Source organism: Micromonospora sp. NPDC005205 (genome assembly GCF_040608275.1).
In the GTDB taxonomy this organism is placed as follows: Bacteria; Actinomycetota; Actinomycetes; order Mycobacteriales; family Micromonosporaceae; genus Micromonospora.
In genome coordinates this window covers 139,000-157,959 of the sequence record NZ_JBEXHV010000001.1, presented here as the reverse complement: position 1 = coordinate 157,959, position 18,960 = coordinate 139,000, and the positions used below count along the sequence as shown (strand labels likewise).

Annotated in this window: 13 protein-coding genes; 6 read left to right on the top strand and 7 right to left on the bottom strand. The window is 70.3% G+C overall.

Translation table 11 applies throughout. The features are described from left to right. Positions 1-54 precede the first annotated feature (54 nt). Complete coding sequence (locus tag ABZU43_RS00765; protein ID WP_355004524.1) at positions 55-1,599, bottom strand: hypothetical protein; 1,545 nt, start codon at positions 1,597-1,599, stop codon at positions 55-57. Between the two features lie 381 nt (positions 1,600-1,980). Here ABZU43_RS00765 and ABZU43_RS00760 point away from each other — a divergent pair, with 381 nt between their 5' ends. After that, positions 1,981-4,677, top strand: coding sequence for a replicative DNA helicase (locus ABZU43_RS00760; RefSeq protein WP_355004523.1), 2,697 nt, complete (start codon positions 1,981-1,983; stop codon positions 4,675-4,677). A gap of 23 nt (positions 4,678-4,700) precedes the next feature. Here ABZU43_RS00760 and ABZU43_RS00755 read toward each other — a convergent pair whose 3' ends face one another. From ABZU43_RS00755 to ABZU43_RS00735, 5 genes are all read right to left on the bottom strand, one after another. Then, positions 4,701-5,381 carry a maleylpyruvate isomerase N-terminal domain-containing protein gene (locus ABZU43_RS00755; protein WP_355004522.1) on the bottom strand — a complete coding sequence of 227 codons (681 nt, stop codon included), beginning with the start codon at positions 5,379-5,381 and terminating at the stop codon, positions 4,701-4,703. A 104-nt stretch (positions 5,382-5,485) separates the two neighbouring features. Next, the gene (locus ABZU43_RS00750; RefSeq protein ID WP_355004521.1) at positions 5,486-5,869 is read right to left on the bottom strand and encodes a zf-TFIIB domain-containing protein; all 384 of its coding nucleotides are present in this window, start codon (positions 5,867-5,869) and stop codon (positions 5,486-5,488) included. Positions 5,870-5,891: 22 nt separating this feature from the next. Further along, positions 5,892-6,524 carry a phosphoribosyltransferase gene (locus tag ABZU43_RS00745; protein ID WP_355004520.1) on the bottom strand — a complete coding sequence of 211 codons (633 nt, stop codon included), beginning with the start codon at positions 6,522-6,524 and terminating at the stop codon, positions 5,892-5,894. A gap of 41 nt (positions 6,525-6,565) precedes the next feature. Next, a complete protein-coding gene (locus ABZU43_RS00740) occupies positions 6,566-7,930 on the bottom strand; it encodes a glycosyltransferase family 87 protein (protein WP_355004519.1) in 1,365 nt (454 codons plus the stop codon). Between the two features lie 50 nt (positions 7,931-7,980). After that, positions 7,981-10,512 carry a bifunctional diguanylate cyclase/phosphodiesterase gene (locus tag ABZU43_RS00735; RefSeq protein WP_355004518.1) on the bottom strand — a complete coding sequence of 844 codons (2,532 nt, stop codon included), beginning with the start codon at positions 10,510-10,512 and terminating at the stop codon, positions 7,981-7,983. Positions 10,513-11,222: 710 nt separating this feature from the next. On the opposite strand from ABZU43_RS00735, the gene ABZU43_RS00730 reads away from it, so the two are divergent. The 5 genes from ABZU43_RS00730 to ABZU43_RS00710 all read left to right on the top strand — a co-directional run bounded on the left by ABZU43_RS00730 (position 11,223) and on the right by ABZU43_RS00710 (position 17,323). Then, positions 11,223-14,318, top strand: coding sequence for a BTAD domain-containing putative transcriptional regulator (locus ABZU43_RS00730; RefSeq protein ID WP_355004517.1), 3,096 nt, complete (start codon positions 11,223-11,225; stop codon positions 14,316-14,318). Positions 14,319-14,580: 262 nt separating this feature from the next. Next, complete coding sequence (gene moaC / locus ABZU43_RS00725) at positions 14,581-15,072, top strand: cyclic pyranopterin monophosphate synthase MoaC (RefSeq protein ID WP_210782042.1); 492 nt, start codon at positions 14,581-14,583, stop codon at positions 15,070-15,072. Next, positions 15,069-15,539: a MogA/MoaB family molybdenum cofactor biosynthesis protein gene (locus ABZU43_RS00720; protein WP_355004515.1), complete on the top strand. Its 471-nt coding sequence runs from the start codon at positions 15,069-15,071 to the stop codon at positions 15,537-15,539. Before moaC ends, ABZU43_RS00720 begins: the two co-directional genes overlap by 4 nt. Before the next feature lie 99 nt (positions 15,540-15,638). Next, positions 15,639-16,898, top strand: a complete 1,260-nt coding sequence (locus tag ABZU43_RS00715; protein ID WP_355004514.1) for a molybdopterin molybdotransferase MoeA — start codon at positions 15,639-15,641, stop codon at positions 16,896-16,898. Next, positions 16,895-17,323 carry a molybdenum cofactor biosynthesis protein MoaE gene (locus ABZU43_RS00710; protein ID WP_130405760.1) on the top strand — a complete coding sequence of 143 codons (429 nt, stop codon included), beginning with the start codon at positions 16,895-16,897 and terminating at the stop codon, positions 17,321-17,323. The genes ABZU43_RS00715 and ABZU43_RS00710 overlap by 4 nt, the downstream gene beginning before the upstream one ends. Positions 17,324-17,326: 3 nt before the next feature. Here ABZU43_RS00710 and ABZU43_RS00705 read toward each other — a convergent pair whose 3' ends face one another. Continuing rightward, complete coding sequence (locus ABZU43_RS00705; RefSeq protein WP_355004513.1) at positions 17,327-18,793, bottom strand: glycosyltransferase 87 family protein; 1,467 nt, start codon at positions 18,791-18,793, stop codon at positions 17,327-17,329. Positions 18,794-18,960: the final 167 nt, after the last annotated feature.

Sequence of the window (18,960 nt, the reverse complement as noted above, 5' to 3'; positions counted from 1 at the left end):
CATCAAAGCCGGCAACCCGGGCCACGGCCGGGCGTGCCCCGACCCGCCGACAGGTCACCCGATGGGCTGGCCCGTCACCGCGCTGATCAACACCGTCGAGAGGCCGCCGCCCACCACCGCGGCTGCCACCGCGATGGTCGCCGAGCGCCAGGTCGTACCCACCCGCCGCAGCAGCGCCGCCACCACCAGGCTGCTCACCAGGGCCAGACCGAAGCGCGGCGAACCGGCCAGAAGTGACTCCAGCGCGCGGGACCGGGCGGACTCACACCCGCCCCCGCTGATGTCGGTCACACAACCAGCCGGTGCCTGGCTGTCCAACGTCAACAGCCAAACGAAGATCAGCATCGCCGGCACCAGGTAACAGGCCGCCGTATACAGCAGAGGCCGGACGGACCCTCCCGGATCCGGGTCGAGCAGGTCGTCCTCCAGGCGCCGCGCCCAGGCACCCGTGGCCGCCGACTCGACCCGCCGACGTACCGACGCCGTGCCCACCGCCGGCCGGTCGGCCCTACGCCGGGGCGTACCCGGACGCGGCGCAGGCGCAGGCGCGCTGCGCGGCCGTGGGGCGGTGTATCCCACCACCGGAGACCGGGGCGCCGACGTCGTCGGGTCCATCCAACGCGGGTCGTCATCAGCCAACCGGGTGCCGGACCAGAACCCGTCCTCCCGGCTCGGCCACCCCTCGGCAGCCACCGGGCGATCGGAGCGCGGCGCCAGCGTACGGTCCCACTGGTCGTCCTCGATCGCGGACCGCTCCCACTGGCCGGTGCGGTCCGACCGTTCCCAGCCGCCGACACTCTCCACCGCCGACCACTGCCCGCTCAGGTCCCCGCTGTCCGCGCCGGCCGCCGGCGGCCACGCGTGCACGCCCGAGGCGTCCCACGGGTCCACAGCAGGCGGGTACGACGGATCCGGCTCTGCCACCTGCTCCGAACTGCGGACCCACGGGTCGGCCGCCGGACGGGACCAGGACTCCTCCGCCGCACGACGGCTACGCCGGGTGGGACGGCTCGGCTCCTGGTCCGGGACCTGCTCACTCGGGGGAGACTCCGGCTCCCCGCCCGACCAGATCACCTGCGGACGGCCAACCGGCGCGCGGCGGGGACGCCGTTCCGAGACAGCACCAGAGATTGGCTCGTCCTCGCCGGCGTCGGCCCTTCGGCGGCCGGAATAACCCTGGTCCTGCGGACGGTCGAGCGTCCACTCCCGGGTGTGGTCCGAGTCTGGCGCCGGGCCGATCGCTGCCTGCTCCCGTCGACGCGGCTCGCTGCCCCGCCGCCGACCACCCGACGACTCGGCGGACCGTCGGCCCGCCGCGGAGATCGGCCGCTCGGGCTCGTCCTCGTCGTCGTCCGGTGCCGCGTGCCGACCAGCGCCGTCCGCGTGCCGGACCCCTGACTCCAGCGCCCACCGGGGCAGGTAGGCGTCGACAGGCTCGTCCTGGCCGCGTTCCAACGCACGTTGACGGCTGGAGGTGCGGTAGCGCCCGTCCTCGTCGTACGGATCAACCGGAACGGACGCCGCGCGCTCACTCCACGAGGCGGTTGGCTGGCGCTCGCGCGGGCTGCCATCGCCGCGTCCCCAGTCCCGGTAATTCACGGCCGGAGTGTGACCCTTCTGAACCGAAAGCGGAATCCGCTGTCCAGGTGTAGCCGTTCGCTGGAGATAGTACGGGACGATCGTGTCACAGGCCCGACCGAAATATTCTCCTCCACAGGCTGGGGAGTATGTCTTCGCAGGTCAACGACTTATGGTCGAGAATTCCCCAATGGTTATCCACAGGCTGTGCACACGCTGCGCACATGCTGTCCACCGGGATCCACAGGTTGTCCCGAGGCTCGTCCACCGGCGTTGTTGAGTCTCTGACCTCGGGGTCCGTATGGTTGGCCCTCGACCGCCGGCGATGGCCCCCGATCGACCGGCCCGGTCGGAGGAGAAGTGTCGCACCCCAGCAGTAGAGCTGGGGTTGGATCCGGCGCAGTGGAGGGGGGACCCGTGTCGGTCACCGACGACATGCGGGCAGAGCCACGCTCCGGCGGAGGCCAGCCACCCGCACAGCGGGATGGCCAGTTCGACAAGACCCCGCCCCAGGACGTTGCGGCCGAGCAGTGCGTCCTCGGCGGCATGCTGCTCTCCAAGGACGCCATCGCCGATGTCGTCGAGATCCTCAAGACCAACGACTTCTACCGGCCGGTGCACGCCACCATCTTCGACATCATCCTCGACATCTACGGCCGGGGTGAGCCGGCCGACTCGATCACGGTCGCGGCGGCCCTCGCCGACTCCGGGGATCTGGTACGCATCGGTGGCGCGCCGTACCTGCACACACTCATCGCCAGCGTGCCCACCGCCGCCAACGCCGCGTACTACGCCCGCATCGTCAGCGAGCGGGCGGTGCTACGCCGACTGGTCGAGGCCGGCACGAAGATCGTGCAGCTCGGCTACGGCACCGCCAGCGGCGGCAGCCGCGACGTGGACGACGTCGTCGACCTCGCCCAGCAGGCCGTGTACGACGTCACCGAACGGCGGGTCAGCGAGGACTTCGCGATCCTCGCGGACATGTTGCAGCCGACGCTGGACGAGATCGAGGCGGTGGGCGCGACCGGCGGCATGATGACCGGCGTGCCGACCGGCTTCAGCGACCTGGATCGACTGCTCAACGGCCTGCACGCCGGACAGTTGATCATCGTTGCAGGCAGGCCTGGTTTGGGTAAATCTACGGCAAGTATGGACTTTGCCCGAAATGCAGCTATTCGCGCCAACCAGGCCGCAGCCATCTTCTCGCTGGAAATGAGCAAGGTCGAGATCGTCATGCGGCTGCTCTCCGCCGAGGCGCGGGTGCCGCTGCACGTGTTGCGCAGCGGTCAACTCTCCGACGACGACTGGACCAAGCTGGCCCGATGCATGGGCGAGATCAGCGAGGCTCCACTCTTCGTCGACGACACGCCGAGCATGAACCTGATGGAGATCCGGGCCAAGGCTCGGCGGCTCAAGCAGCGGCACGACCTCAAGATGATCGTGGTCGACTACCTCCAGCTGATGACCTCACCCAAGCGCACCGAGAGCCGCCAGCAGGAGGTCGCCGACCTGTCCCGTGGCCTGAAGCTGTTGGCCAAGGAGGTCGAGTGCCCGGTGATCGCGGTCAGTCAGCTGAACCGTGGCCCTGAGCAACGCACCGACAAGCGACCCCAGCTATCCGATCTGCGTGAATCAGGCTGCCTCACGGCGGAGACCCGCGTGGTTCGAGCGGATGACAATACCGAGATCACGCTCGGTGAGCTGTTGTCCAGCGGCGCAAAGGGCATCCCGGTCTGGGCGTTGGACGAGAGCCTTCGCTATACGCCTCGCACCATGACCCACGTCTTCCCGAGCGGCACTCGCGAAGTGTTCCGGCTGACCCTCGCGTCGGGCAAGCAGATCGACGCAACAGCGAACCATCCATTCCTAGCGTTCACCGGCTGGTTGCCGCTCGGTGAGCTGTCGCCCGGAGATCGCATTGCTACGCCCCGACACCTACCGCCTCCCATGGTCACCCGCCCGTGGGCCGACGCCGAGGTGGTCATGTTGGCGCACCTGTTGGGCGACGGGTCCTTCGTGCGGCACCAACCCATCCGGTACGCAAGTTGTGATGAGCTGAACCTGCAGGCCGTGGCGGAAGCAGCGAAGCACTTCGGGATTGCCGCCGTCCGCGACGACTATGCGGCTGCGAGGGTGACAACCCTCCGCCTGCCGGCGCCTTATCGCCTGGCTCGCGGTCGGCGTAACCCGATCGCGTCTTGGCTGGACGAGCTGGGTCTCTTCGGGTTGAGGTCACACGAAAAGTTCCTTCCTTCTGCTGTCTTCAGCCTGCCCAAGGAACAGATCACCAGCTTCCTGCGGCATCTCTGGGCCACGGACGGTTCGGTGACCGTCAACGGCACAGGCCGCGGAGGGCGCGTATATTTCGCGTCCACGAGCCGTCGAATGCTTGAGGACATCTCTCGACTGCTCCTCAGGTACGGCATTACAGCCCGACTGCGGGCCGTACCAGTCGTAGGACATCGGCCTCAGTACACGCTCGACATCTCCGGTCGGGACGACCAGTTGAGGTTCCTGCGCGAGATTGGCGTCTACGGGCAACGCTCGGAGGGCTGCGCTGCTCTGCTTGCTGCTCTGGAGTCGACGGAGAGCAACACCAACGTTGACACCGTGCCGCGCGAGGTGTGGACCAGAGTCAAGAAAATTCTGGTCGAGCAGGGCATGACGCACCGTGAGTTCGCGAAGGCCATCGGCACCCAGTTCTGCGGCAGCACCCTCTGGAAGCATGCGCCCAGCCGCTCCCGGCTGGCGGCGATCGCCACCGTCCTCGACGCGGCCGACCTCGACCTGCACGCGACCAACGACATCTTCTGGGACTCGATCGTGTCCATCGAGTCGCTGGGTGAGCAGGAAGTGTTCGACGCGACTGTGCTTGGAAAGCACAACTTCATCGCCAACGGCATCTCCACCCACAACTCGATCGAGCAGGATGCTGACGTCGTCATCCTCCTGCACCGCGACGACTACTACGACAAGGAGTCGCCGCGGGCCGGGGAGGCGGATTTTATTGTTGCCAAACATCGAAATGGGCCCACCGACACGGTGACCGTCGCGGCTCAGCTGCACCTGTCCCGCTTCGTCGACATGGCCATCGGCTGACCGACGCGGCAGCCTGTCGTCGGTCAGCCGAGCAGTGGGAACCAGCCCGCCGACTCACCCAGCTCCAGCCGGTCCCGGTCGGTCAGCGGTACGCGCCCGGTGGCCTTCAGCAGAAAGTCATTGTCGTCCCAGGCGGCGGGTCGAACTGTGTCGTCGCTGAGCAGGCCGTCCATTGTCGCTACCGCGACCTGTACGGCCAGTGGGCCGGGCGGCGGAGCGTCGGGCAGTTCCAGCGTCAGGTCCAGGTGGTGGACGGCGGCCTCGGTGGTCAGGGTGGCGAGGAAATCCGGTACGCGCAGCACGTGTCCCTGGGTGGTCACGTACCCGTCGGGGTCGGCTGACGCGGCGGCGCGGACCGCGGCCGGGGCGGTGTCCCGCCAGAGTTCGACGATCCTGGTCGGACGGTCGAAGGCGGCAGCCGAGCGGCGGACCCACCAGGCATGGCGGGCAGCCTCGTCGGTGTCGGCGCCGGGAAAGTCGCGCCAGTAGCTCACGTCGTCGACGTCGGCGGGGCCGTCGACCGGGCTGGCCAGGGTGACGAGTGCCCGCTGGGCGTCGCCGAGCACGTGCAGGAGCAGGTCGGCGATGAGCCAGCCCCGGCACCGGGTGGCCTGTTGCAGGCCGGAGTCGTCGAGGCGACCGACCACCGCTGTGATGCCGTCGTACGCCTGGGCCAGCGCCTCGTCCGGTCGGATCGCGGTCATGCGATTGAGCCTCGCACGAAGCGTGGCGCGCGCCAACGATCAATGGCGCGGGCGGTGTGCCCGGGTCGACGCGTGATCGACCCGGGCGGAAGGTCGGCCCGGGGTCAGCCGAACATGTCGTCGAGGAAGCCCTTGCGCTTCTTCTGCCGGTAGTGGCCGTGGTAGCCGTGGTGTTGCTGCTGCTGGTGGCCGTAGGCCGGCTGCGGCGGGTAGCCGTGGGCGGGCGGCGGGGGCGGCGGGACCGTGCCGTAACCGGGCTGGTGCGGCGGGGGCGGCGGGGGTGGGTAGCCGGCCGGCTGTTGCGCGGGCTGCCCCGGCGCGCCTCCGGTCTGTTGGCGGCTCCAGTTGGCCTCCGCCTCGAACAGCTTCTCCAACTCGCCGCGGTCCAGGAAGATGCCTCGGCACTCCCCGCACTGGTCGATGACGACGCCGCTGCGCTCGTACTGGCGCATTTCTCCGTGACACTTGGGACAGGTGAGGCTACTCATCGCCCGACGGTACCCGGTGGACCTATGCAGTTGCTGTGAGCGCCCTAGTGACTTCTTCGTCGCTCACCTCGTGGAAATCGTCGTAGTAGGCGCTGACCGCGCCGAAGTCCGCTGGGCGTTGGGCGCAGACGACCTGGTCGGCCTCGGCGGAGAGCAGTTCGTACGCCTCCTGCGCGCCGACCGGGACCGCGACCACGACGCGGTGTGCCCCGAGTTGGCGGACGACCTCGACGGCGACGCGGGCGGTCGCGCCGGTGGCGAGGCCGTCGTCGACGATAACGGCGGTCCGCCCGGTGAGGTCCACCTGTGGGCGGTCGCCCCGGTAGAGCCGTTCCCGGCGCTCCAGTTCGGCCTGCTCCCGGTGACGGACCTCGGCGATGTCGTCGTTGCTGAGTCGGCTGGCCACCGGGTCGTTGAGCACCTGGACACCGCCCGGCCCGAGTGCGCCGAAGGCGACCTCCCGCGCCCACGGCACGCCGAGCTTGCGGACGACAAGCACGTCGAGTGGTGCGCCGAGCCGTTCGGCGACGACCCGGGCGACCGGCAGGCCGCCCCGGACGAGGCCGAGGACGACGACGTCCGGTTCGCCGATGAGCGCGGTGAGCCGTTCGGAGAGCACCCGGCCGGCGTCGGCCCGGTCGCGGTACGTGGTCATGCCTTCAGGTCTACGCCCTGACGTGCCGTTCCGCCCGGAAGTTAGGCCGAAGTGCTCCGACCGGAGGTTTCTTCGGCAACGGTGGCGGTCGGTGTGTCGATCGGGCGGTGCAGGGCGGGGGCCCAGGTCAGCAGGGCCAACGGGTACAGCAGGTAGCCGAAGCGGGTGGTCGGCATCAGGGCGATGGCGGCGAGCAGGCCGTACCCGCAGATCAGCGCGGTGGCGACGGCGGTGCGGGGCGGGCGGCGGGCGAGCCGGACGGCGATGGCCAGTCCGGCGGCGACCAGCAGCCCGGCGGCGATCAACCGGCCGGCGGGTAGCGCGTTGGCGATCAGGTAGCCGGGGAACGGGGACTGCGCTGGGCTGGTGACCAGCCCGTGGCCGAGGGGGAAGCGCAGCACGTTCTCGGTGAGGGCGTCGCGGTCCACCAGCAGCGCTGGCAGTAGTGCGGCGACGGGCAGTCCGATCGCGCCGGCGGCGACCCGGGTGCCGGCGCGTCGGGTCAGGCCCCAGACGATCAGGACCAGGGCGACCGGCCAGGCGAACAACTTCAGCGCGCCGGCGAGTCCGACCGCGACGCCGGCCCGGCCGGGCCGGTCGGCGGCGGCGAACGCGAGGGCCAGCAGGCAGAGCGCGAGTACGGGTAGGTCGTCACCGCCGGTGGCGAGGGTGAGGGCACAGATCGGCAGTACGGTGGCGGCCTGTACACCGCGCAGCAGGGCGGCGTCCCGTCGGCGGGTCGCGCCGTTGGTGGCCTGGCCGGGGGTGGCCTCGCTGGTGGTGGCCGGTGTTCGGCGTAGGGCGGCCACGGCCAGGGCGAGCGCCAGCGCGGTGCCCACCGCGAACCAGACCCGGGAGTCGGTCCACCAGGTGTCGAGCAGCGCCCTGGGCAGGCCGAACATCGCCATGCCGGGCTGGTACGGGGTGTAGCCCATCAGTTGCTCGCCCGGTGGTAGAGCGGCGATGGCGTCCGGTCCGAGGTACGGCGTGCCGTGTTCCAGGAGGCGGCTGCCGGCCTGCTCCACGACCAGCACCTCCTCCTGGGCCCGGTCGGTGCGCCCACCGGCCCGGTCGATGCTCTGCCAGGCCAGGGGCAGCAGTGTGGTGGCGGCCCAGGCGAGACCGGTGACCGCCCAGCGGGCTGGCAGACCGGTCAGCCGGGAGGTTGCAGAGCGTCGACGCAGCAGAAGTTGGGCGGTCACCGTCAGCGTCGCGAGCAGGTAGCCGACGGCGGCGACCGCGCCCCAGGCGCGGTGCGGCAGCAGGGTGGACGTGACAGCTGTGATCGCCGCGAAGGCGGCCGACACGGCGTAGAGCCCCAGGTCGAGGGCGAGCCCGCCGGCGGCGTTGTCGACAGTGCGCCAGTGCCAGCGACTGCGGTGGGCGGTCGGGTCGTCGACGATCACGCGCGACAGTCTGGCAGACCAGGCTGCCCGCGCAGCGGGCCGATGCCTGCTCAGGCGGGCAGGTGTGGCAGGCGGTCGGGCCTGGAGCGGCCGGCCTGGCGGCGGTTCTGGCTCAACCGGATCACCGCCCCGGTGTCGTGCAGCGGCGCGGCGAGGGTGCCCGGTCGGCCGCCCGAGCCGCGCTGCATCGCCGCGAGCAGGGTGCCGGACGGCATCGGCCGGGCGAACAGATGCCCCTGGCCGGCGACGCAGCCCAACTCCCAGAGGGCCCGCCGCTGCGGCTCGCTCTCCACCCCCTCGGCCACCACGTCCAGGTCGAGGCTGCGACCCAGGTCGAGGGTGGAGCGGATGACGGCGGCGGCCTCCGCCGAACTCTCCATCGTCGTCACGAAGGTCCGGTCGATCTTCAGCTCGTGAACCGGGATTCGGGAGAGCAGCGAGAGTGAGGAGTAGCCGGTGCCGAAGTCGTCCAACGCCAACCGGACGCCCTCGTCGCGTAGTCGGCTGAGCACCCGGTCGACCACGTCGAGTTGGCTGAGGGTCAGCGTCTCGGTCAACTCCAGGACCAGCCGGTCCGGTGGTAGGTCGTGGGCGCGGAGGCGGGCCAGCACCGAGCCGGGGAACCGCGCGTCGAGAAGGCTGCGCGGGGACACGTTGACCGCGACCGGTACGTCGAAGCCGGCGTCGCGCCAACTCACCGCCGCGATCAGCGCCTGGTCGAGGATCGCTTCGGCGAAGGCCGGTAGCAGGCCGGATCGTTCCACCGCCTCCAGGAACCGCAGTGGGTCGATCAGGCCGTGGGTGGGGTGGTGCCAGCGGGCCAGGGCCTCGGCGCTGGTCACCTCACCGGTGCCCAGGTCGACGATCGGTTGGAAGTTGACGACGAACTCGTGGTCGGCGACCGCGCGCGGCAGGTCACCGCCGAGGGTGAGACGCCCGAGGTCGGCGGTGTCGCGGGTCGGGGCGTACGTGGAGATCCGCTGCCCGGCTCGCTTCGCCTGGTACATGGCCACGTCGGCGCGGCGCAGCAACTCGGCCATGCCGCCGTTGGACGGGGCGGCGGAGATGCCGCCGCTGGCTTCGACGCTGATGCGCATGCCGTCCAACTCGAACGGCTCGTGCAGGGCGGCGAGCAGCGTCTCGGCCCGGTGCGCGGCGACCGCCGGGGCCGGCAGACCGCGCATGAGTACGGCGAACTCGTCGCCGCCGAGGCGGGCCACCAGGTCGCTCGGCTGGGCCGCACCCCGCAACCGGTCGGCCACCTGCACCAGCACCTGATCGCCGGCGGCGTGCCCGAGGGTGTCGTTGACCTCCTTGAAATGGTTGAGGTCGATCAGGACCAGCGCGGTCACCCCTTCGGCGTGGCGGGTGCTCAACTGTTCGGTGCCCTCGTCGAGGAGGTGCCGGCGGTTGGCCAGGCCGGTCAGCGCGTCGTGCGAGGCCGCGTACGCGTGCTCGTCGGCGACCCGGGCCAGTTCGGCGTACGCCCGGGCGTTGCGGACGGCGGTGCAGAGCGCGGAGGCGAAGGTCCGCAGGGTGTACTGCTCCCGCTCGGAGAGTTGCACCGGACCGCGGAACCGCAGCCGGAGCGTGCCGACGTCGACCGTCCGGTCGTGGCCTTCCAGCGGTGCGGGGACGATGGTGCCGTCGACGCTGGTGGGCGTGCCGCTCGGGCCGTCGAAGGTGATGCCGCCGGTGCCGCCGCGTACGGTGCGGCTGCCGTCGCTCAGCTCGATCTCGACCTCGTCGGCGGAGAACAGCTCGGCGGCCTGCGTGACGGCGGTGGTGAGGACGTCGTTGAGGTCGACCACGTTGAGCGCGTCGGTGGCGCGGGCGAGCCGCTGCCACGCCTGTTGCTCGGTGCGGCCTCGGATGCGCGCGGAGTAGGCCAGGTGCAGGCTCAGGACCAGGGGTGGCACGGCGAGAAGGAGCCGTGGGTCCATCCGGATGATCAGCAGCGTGCAGGCCGCGACGGCGAACCGCACGGCGAAGCCAGCGAGCCGAAGGTCGAGGTTGCTGCGGAAGTGCTTCGCGATCCTGGTCTGGGAGGCGAGCGCGATGACTGGGATGGCGAGCAGGTCGTCCAGGAGCGCCGCGACCAGGTAGGCGAGGGCCAACGGCCCCAGCAGCATCAGGGGGCCCGTTTCCGTGGGCGGCCAGGTCCAGGTCGTCATCGCGAGTGCCGTGCCGGCGCCCCAGGCCACGATGACGTTCTTGCCGATACCGAAAGCCAGCTTTATCGGTGTGAGGCGAATCGAGGCGAGGGTGATCCCGACGGCGGTGCAGAGCACGACTACCGACGTTGGCGCGATGGCTGCACCGACGATGATCGCTGTCTCGTTCCAGCTGATCGACTGGGTCGTCGACCGGATCCTTACGCGGGCCTTGACCAGCGTGCCCAACGCGATCATGAGCGTAAGCATGACCAGGACCGCAACGTCATTCCCCGTCTCCGGCCTTGCCGAACGCAATGCGGCCGGGAGTGACGTGGCGACGATGACGGCGGCAACAACGACGACGAGACCGACGAGCAGCAACAGCCGCCGATCGGTCTCAATCTCTCGTCGCTGAGGAAGGGTCATGCCGCTCCCGGAGGACTGCCTGCGCGTTCTCGCAGCCTACTGCTCGGGCCCTCAGAAGTCCTGTGTCGAACTTGTCAGTTCCAGTCGGTGCCACGCATCGCGTTGCCCCCTTCTCCCGCTGCGTCAATTGGAGTACCTGTCCCCGGATGGGGAGGTCTTCCTCCGAAAGGCAGCTTAAGAGCCGGAAGGGCAGGCTAGAAGAAATATATGTCGGTATGCGCAACATTAGCCAAGTTGAAGCCCGTTTATTACGTTCTGTCCATCGTTGCTGAACGGAGTGCGGTCGAGCTTGCCAACGCGGGATTCAAGTGGCACCTTGCAACTGCGGACGGTATCTGACCAGGTTATTGGACGCCTTATTCCTTGAGTCTGAGGGCTCTTCGGGAGTTGTCTCATCCGGAGTTTGGTCAGGCGTAAGGGCGGCATGGGCAGAGTTGGCGTGGTCGTAGGCGCCCGGCGAGTGCAGGTAATGGTGACAGCCTTCGCCGGGGTCGTTGGCGACGACAGGTGGATAACCGCGTTTCAGCAGGCCGAGATGCAACTTGCGGCCGGCACCGTGCCCGTCGTGGACCGGCATTCGCACAGCTCCGCGCATCACTCCTGGACACCCAACGGTCGCTCGTATCGCCCCGTGAGCGGAACGCCACGCCACGGGGTCGTACACTCCGTTGCGTGATCGGCTGAATACCTGATAGGGCTGGCGGGGGCGGGTGGAGATTCGGGTTCTGGGCGGCCTTTCGGTGCAACTCTCTACCCACACGCTGCGCCTTGGCACACCCAAACAGCAGACAATCCTCGCGATGCTCACCGTTGCGCCCGAACGCCTTGTGACGGTGGACGACCTCGTCGATGAGCTATGGGCCGATCGCCCACCGCGATCAGCAGTAGCTAATGTGCGCACCTACGCCGCCAATCTGCGCCGGGCTTTCGAGGCTTTCCCGGCCGGCCGCGGTGCCATCGAGCGCCAGCGCAGCGGCTATCGGCTCGTGGTCGACCCGGAACGAGTCGACGTCTTCCGCTTCGAGCTGGAGCGGAACGCGGGTCGGGAAGCGCTGACCGGAGGCCACCTCGACCATGCCCGTGAACTGCTGGGGCGCGCCCTGGCTCGTTGGCGGGGACCGATGCTCGCCGGCGTACCGCTCGGGCCCGTCCTCACCTCCCGAACTGTCGCAGCCGAGGAGGAGCGGCTGTTGACAGTGGAACTTCTCGCCGACGTCCAACTGAGATCGGGTCGGGACGACCTGGCAGTTGCCCTGTTGCGGGAGGTGGTGGCCCGCCACCCTCTGCGCGAGCCGGCCTACGTCCTGCTCATGCGAGCGCTGTACGAGCGCGGGGACAACGCGGGAGCGCTGGCGGTGTACGACGAGATTCGAACAACGCTGACCACGGAGTTGGGTGTCGGCCCCGGGGGCAATCTCGAGGAGTTGCGCCGTTCCATCGTCACGGCCATGTCGCGCCCTGGTTCGGCGCGTGCCGCCGTACGGGTTGGCGGACCTGACCGGGCGCGCCCGCCAGCGGGCGTGGCGGTCAGCGCGGCAGCGGAGCCGGCATCTCAGATCAACCCGGTGGATCACCTTCCCCGAGCTGTCACCGACTTCGTCGGGCGAGCGGACGTGGTGGTGCGGATTCTCACGGAGACCCGGCGGGTCGAGGAGCGGGTGCCGGCCGTACACATCATCGACGGCATGGCGGGCAGCGGGAAGACGGCCCTCGCCGTGCATCTCGCCCGTCGGCTGTCCGCCTGGTACCCGGACGCCGCCTTGTTCATCGACCTGGGCGGGCACGGTGACAAGAACCGGATCGAGCCGGCGGGTGCTCTGTTCACCCTGCTTCGACAGCTCGGGGTGCCGGCCGACCGGGTTCCGGTGGAGTTCGACGACAGGGTGGAGTTGTGGCGACAGGAGTTGGCCCGTCGCCGGGCAGTGGTGATCCTCGACAACGCCGCGAGCAGCGAGCAGATCATGCCCCTGCTGCCGGCAGAGCCGACCACCGTTGTGTTGGTCACCTCGCGACGACGGCTGTCCCACCCGGATGCCGGCCCGTCGCGGACGCTACCGGTGATGAGCCCGCAGGAGAGCGTGGATCTGCTCCGCCTGAGCGTCGGTCGGGACCGGGTCGATGCCGAGCCGGATGCCGCCGCCGAGGTGGTACGCCGGTGCGGGTATCTCCCACTGGCGATTCGGTTGGCCGGGGCGAGACTGGCGCATCGGCGCGGCTGGCGGTTGGCGGACCTGGTCGAGCAGATGGCTGGCGATGCTCCGGTGCTGCACCATCTCGCTCAGGAGGAGAGCACTGTCACCGGGGCCTTCGCTGCCTCCTATGAACCGCTTGCACCTCCGACCAAGCGGGTGTTCCGATTCCTCGGCCTGTACCCCGGCAGCCGCTTCGGCGTGCCGGCGGTCGCCGCACTGACCGGTTTGACGATCGCGGAAGCTCGCGCGGCGCTCGACGACCTCGTCGACCGGAACCTGGTCGAGGACCTGGACTCGACGCGATACCGACTGCACGACCTCATGCGGCAGTACTCAATCGATCTGTGCTCGGGTACCGACTCGCCCAACGACCGCCAAAGTGGACTGGCTCGACTGTTCGACTTCATGCTGGAGGTCGTCCTGAAGGTCGCCGACCTGCTGGAGCCGGGCGTCATCAGATCCCAGGTGACGCACAGCCCGACCGGACGACGCGAACTCGTCAGGGCCATCGGGGAGCCGACGGCTGACTGGTTGGAGGCCGAGCGGACGGACCTGGTGACGATGGTGTTGTCGGCACGCGAGTCGGGGTTCCACCAGCAGTGCTGGCAACTGGCCCGCGCTCTCTGGCGTTTCTGCTACATCCGCGGTTACTTCGAGGACATCATCCTGACCCATCGTCACGGGCTGGAGGCGGCGGAGGTCACCGGGGACATCGACGCGCTCGCGCTGATGAACAACTACCTCGCATCCGCCTATGTCCGAACCGGGAACAAGCAGGGCGCGCTCGACCATCTGACCCGCTCGGTCGAGCTCTCCCACAACTCCCGGGACCCGCTGAACCCGGCCCGGTACCGCGCGAACCTCGCTGCCGTCTACTGGTGGAGCGGTCACCTGTCCGAGTCGGTGGAGCTCGGCTTCGCGTGTCTGCGCGATCACAAGGTGTATGGGAATGTCGGCGGGTCCATCCTGCTGCCGAATCTCGGTCTGGCGCTCTCAGCCCTGGGCCGTTACGAGGAGGCACTGCGGATGCACCGTCTGCACCTGGCCTGGGCCCGGACGAACTCCGACGAGTTCCACACACTCAACGCTCTCAGTCACATCGGCGCCGTACGCCTCCGGATGGGTGACCTTCCGCAGGCGATCCGCATTCTCCTGGCCTCCTTGGCCCTACGCGACCGCACCGGCCACCGGTACGCGGAAGCCGAGGTGCGCAACGACCTCGGCATCGCCTACCGCGCTCTGGGTCGACTGGTGGAGGCCCAGCAGGAGCACGAGTTGGCTCGGAAGCTGTCGATCGGTTCGGGGGAGCGGCACGTCGAGGCGGCTGCGCTCAACGAACTCGGCCGCACCCTGCTGGCGCAGGGGCGGGGCGGCGAGGCGTTCGAGGTGCACCAGGAGGCGTTGCGGCTGGCCACCCGGATCGCGCACCCGCACGAGCAGGGTCGAGCGTTGGCCGGGCTCGCCGAACACTTTGCCCGCACCGACCCGGCCGAGGCGCGGCGGCACTGGGAGCGGGCGTTGGCGATCTTCCGGCGGATGGGCGTGCCGGAGCGCTTCGAGGCCGAACGTCGCCTCGCCGAGTTGACCGGGGCGGCAGTGGTCGCGGAGCGCTGACCAGCCTGAACGGCGCTTATCGATTTCTTATCGGCAGGCCCGGTAACTTACCGGCCGTATCGACGAACGGGGGAGGTTCTGCCCCTGGGCAGAACCGGGTCGTCGGCACACGCCCGCTGCCGGGTCCCCCCAGCGACCTCGGCGGCGGGCTGGTGAGGAAGGAGCGGCGTCGGGGCCGTTGCGCCGGCAGCACCCGGTGCGGTCGCCAGCGTGACGCCGCTCCTTCCGACCGCCGTCGTACCGCACCGATAGGCTCACGACCGTGACCGAACCCGCGCAGCTCAGCCACGTCGATCGCGCCGGCGCGGCCCGCATGGTCGACGTCTCCGCCAAGGCGGTGACGGGTCGGTTGGCCGTCGCGGCGGGCCGTCTGCGGACCACGCCAGAGGTCATCGACCTGTTGCATCGCGACGGGCTGCCCAAGGGTGACGCGTTGGCCGTCGGACGGCTGGCCGGGATCATGGGGGCCAAGCGCACTCCTGACCTGATTCCGCTCTGCCACCCGATCGCGCTGCACGGCGTCACCGTCGACCTACGGCTGACCGCCGACACCGTGGAGATCACGGCCACCGCCCGCACGGCGGACCGGACGGGGGTGGAGATGGAGGCACTGACGGCGGTTGCTGTCGCCGGTCTCGCCCTGGTCGACATGGTCAAGGCGGTCGACCCGGCGGCCTCGGTGGAGGCGGTCCGGGTGCTGCGCAAGGAGGGCGGCAAGACCGGCGAGTGGGTTCGGCCGGAGGACCGGCAGTGATCCGGGCTCGGGTGATCGTCGCTTCCAACCGGGCTGCGGCCGGTGTCTACGCCGACACCAGCGGGCCGCTTCTCGTCGCCGGGTTGCGTGAGCTGGGCTGCCAGGTCGACGACCCGGTGGTGGTGCCCGACGGCGAGCCGGTCGGCGACGCTCTGCGGGCCGCCCGCGCCGACGGTGTCGACGTGGTGCTGACCAGCGGCGGCACCGGAGTGACCCCGACGGATCGGACCCCGGACGTGACGCGGGGCCTCCTGGATTACGAGATCCCTGGCGTCGCCGAGGCGATCCGGGCGCACAGTCGTGACCGCGTGCCGACGTCGGTGCTGTCCCGGGGCCTGGCCGGGGTCACCGGTCGGATGCTGGTGGTCAATCTGCCCGGCTCGACCGGCGGTGCCCGCGATGGCCTGGCCGTTCTCGGGCCGATCCTCGGCCACACCGTCGACCAGCTCCGCGGCGGAGACCACTGACCGCTCCGCACGACGGGACCACTGACCGCTCCGCGGCGAGCGCTGACCGGTGCGCGCCAGGCCCGGGCGGGTGTCGGTCCGGGCCGATAGGCTCGGTCGGTGAGCACGGAAACCGCACCCACCGCGGATCGGGTCACCGCACCCCCGCCAGCCGGGTGGGAAGAAGCCCGTTCGCGGGTCTACGCGGTCGGTCTGGCCGCCGCGCTGCCCGCCGCCGCCCGACCACTTGCCGACACCGACGGGTCGACACTGGCCGAGCCGTTGACCACCCGCACCGACCTGCCGGCGTTCCCGACCTCCAGCGTGGACGGCTGGGCGGTGCGCGGCAGTGGGCCGTGGCGCGTCGTCGGCCGGGTCCTGGCCGGCAGCACCCCCGCGCCGCTCACCGAGGACGACACCACTGTCGAGATCGCGACCGGCGCGATGGTGCCCGAGGGCGCCACCGCCGTGCTCCGCGTCGAGGAGTCCGCCGCATCCACCGCCGGCCTGATCAGCGGCGTTCCCCGGGAGACGCCCGAATGGCGGAAGCCCGGCGAGGAGGCGTACGCCGATGAGGAGTTGTTGCCGGTCGGCACGCCGGTCGACCCGGCGGTGATCGGCCTGGCCGCCGCCTGCGGGCACGACACGCTGCGGGTCCGGCGCTTGCCGCGCGCCGCGCTGCTGGTCTTCGGCGACGAGCTGCTGACGGCGGGTCCGCCCGCGGCCGGTCGCATCCGCGACGCGTTGGGCCCCGCGGTGCCGGCCTGGCTGCGGCGCTACGGCTGCCAGGTCCGCCCGTCCGACGTGGTCGGCCCGGTGGCCGACACGCTGCCCGCGCACGTGGCGGCCCTACGCTCGGCGCTGGGCCACGCCGATCTGGTCTGCACCACCGGCGGCACGATGAACGGTCCGGTCGACCACCTGCACCCGACCCTGGAGGCGCTCGGCGCCGACTACGTCGTCAACACGGTGGCGGTTCGCCCGGGCTTCCCGATGCTGCTGGCCCGGCTGACCGGGCCCGACGGGCGAGCCCGGTTCGTGGCCGGGCTGCCTGGCAACCCGCAGTCCGCCATCGTTGCGCTGGTGTCGTTGGTCGCCCCGCTGCTCGCCGGCCTCCAGGGCCGGTCGATGCCGGTGCTGCCGCAGGTCACGTTGGCCGAGGCGGTGCCCGGTCGCGGTGACCACACCCACCTGGCGTTGGTCCGACTGGACCGGTCCGCCGGCGTCGCGTTCCCGGTCCGTCACGTCGGCTCGGCGATGCTGCGGGGCCTGGCCGGCGCGGACGGGTTCGCGGTCATCCGACCCGGCACCCGCGGTGAGCCGGGCGACCGGGTGCCGATCGTGCCACTGCCGTTGTTTCCCGGGGAGCGTGCGTCGTGACCGCGCCAGCGATCACCTTCGGCGAGGTCACCGACCAGCCGCTCGATCTCGCCACGCACGAGGCGGCGGTCGCCGACCGCCGGGCCGGCGCCGTGGTGTCGTTCCAGGGCGTGGTCCGCGACCACGACCACGGTCGCCAGGTCACCAGCCTGGAGTACGAGGGCCACCCGAGCGCCGCACAGGTGCTGCGCGAGGTGGCCGCCGAGATCGCCGCAGAGCCCGACGTCTACGCGGTGGCGGTCTCGCACCGGGTCGGCCCCCTGGCGATCGGTGACGTCGCGCTCGTCGCCGCGGTGAGCACCGCGCACCGGGCGGCGGCCTTCGCGGCCTGCGCCCGGCTGGTCGACGAGGTCAAGGCGCGACTGCCGATCTGGAAGCGGCAGGTCTTCACCGACGGCACCGAGGAATGGGTCAACTGCCCCTGACGCTCAGCGGCGGCCGTTGACCACCACGGCCCGGGCGAGCCGGTCGCCGTAGAACGCCGGCTCCGCGCCGGGGCGCCAGGGCAGCGCGGCGACCAGGACGATCAGCGCGAGCGCGAGCGAGTTTTCCATCAGCGCCCCGAACAGACCGTCCTGGTAGTGCGACATTTCCGGCAGTTGGTGTTCGTACGGCCAGATCGGGGAGATCAGGAAGAGCAGGTAGAGCCCGATCGCGGCGAAGCCGTGGCGGAGCCCGGTCAGCGCCGGGTACCAGATCGGTGGGCGGAGCCCGTTGACACCGGGTAGACCGCCGAAGACCGGCCCCTGGCCGGTGCGCTGCGGCATCCCCCGGCTCGCCTCGCGGCGACGCACGGCGGCGTCGGCCAGCACGATGATCGCCGGGATCACCCAGACCAGGTGGTGCGTCCAGGAGATCGGGCTGATCACGTTCGCGGTGAGACCCACCAACGTGAAGGCGGTCAACTCGTCACCGTCGGCGCGGGAACTGGCCGCCCGGGACAGGCCCAGCGCCAGGACCAGCACCGAGAAGGCGAGCCACAGCAGCCCCGGGGTCTCGATCGAGTCGTACAGCCGGGCAAGCAGGCCGGCGAGGGACTGGTTGGGCGTCATGTCCGCCGCGCCGACGCGTTCGGTCTGCCACAGCACGCTGCCGAAGTAGGTCCGCGACTCGTCCCCGACGATCGCGAAGGTCCCCAACGTCACGCCGATCGTCGTGCCGATGGCGGTGGCCGCCACCCGCCACTGACGGGTGATCAGCAGGTAGGCGATGAACAGCGCCGGGGTGAGCTTGACCGCCGTGGCGAGGCCGATACCGGCCCCTGCCCAGGCCCCGCCGTAGATGAAGCGCAGCAGCGGCCCGTCGGTGGCGGCGTAGTGGGTGCCCCGGCGGGACCGCCAGCGAAGGCCGATCAGGTCAGCCATGATCAAGGCGAACAGCAGGATGTTGACCTGGCCGTAGCCGAGCGTCTCCCGACCCGGCTCGATGGCGACCGCGAGCGGCACCGCCAGGGCCACCGTGAACCACAGTGGCCATCCCAGTCGGTCCACGATGGGTCGGAGCAGCCCGGCCAGCACCAGCGCCAGGGCGGCGATGCTGGCGGCGGCGTTGACCAGGCCGGCCACGCCGATCGGCAGCTGCGCCATCGGCAGCATGACCAGCCCGGCGAAGGGCGGGTAGGTGAACCCGAGTGTGGTTTCGGGCGCGATGAACTCATAGAGCTCGTGACCGCTCGCCCACCACACCACGGCACCGTGGTAGATCTTCATGTCGAAGAAGTTGTACGGCCGCCCGAAGGCACCGATGGCAAGCCATGCGGCATAGGCGACGGCGGCCACGATGGCCCCCCGTACGACGTTCCTGCGATCGATCCCGCGAGCCACGCGATCGATCCCGCGTGTCACACGTTGGATTGGGGCGAGGCGGTCCGCCCGTCTACCGACATCCGTCGGCATGGCGTGGCCACCCCCGTACCAAGGTCGTCCTACCCGTCCAGGTCCTGCACGGAGCCTAGAACGGCGCCTCACGTCAGTGCCTCCCGCGTTATGCGACCGTGTCCGATCCCACACATGTTTTTGACATTTCCACCGCGTTAACGCCTACCGGGTGGTTCAGGTAATTC

Bases quoted from the DNA above. Each gene is read 5' to 3' on its own strand.
- ABZU43_RS00755 (WP_355004522.1), bottom strand. From the start codon at position 5,381: ATGACCGCGATCCGACCGGACGAGGCGCTGGCCCAGGCGTACGACGGC.
- ABZU43_RS00750 (WP_355004521.1), bottom strand. From the start codon at position 5,869: ATGAGTAGCCTCACCTGTCCCAAGTGTCACGGAGAAATGCGCCAGTAC.
- ABZU43_RS00745 (WP_355004520.1), bottom strand. From the start codon at position 6,524: ATGACCACGTACCGCGACCGGGCCGACGCCGGCCGGGTGCTCTCCGAA.
- ABZU43_RS00735 (WP_355004518.1), bottom strand. From the start codon at position 10,512: ATGACCCTTCCTCAGCGACGAGAGATTGAGACCGATCGGCGGCTGTTG.
- ABZU43_RS00705 (WP_355004513.1), bottom strand. From the start codon at position 18,793: ATGCCGACGGATGTCGGTAGACGGGCGGACCGCCTCGCCCCAATCCAA.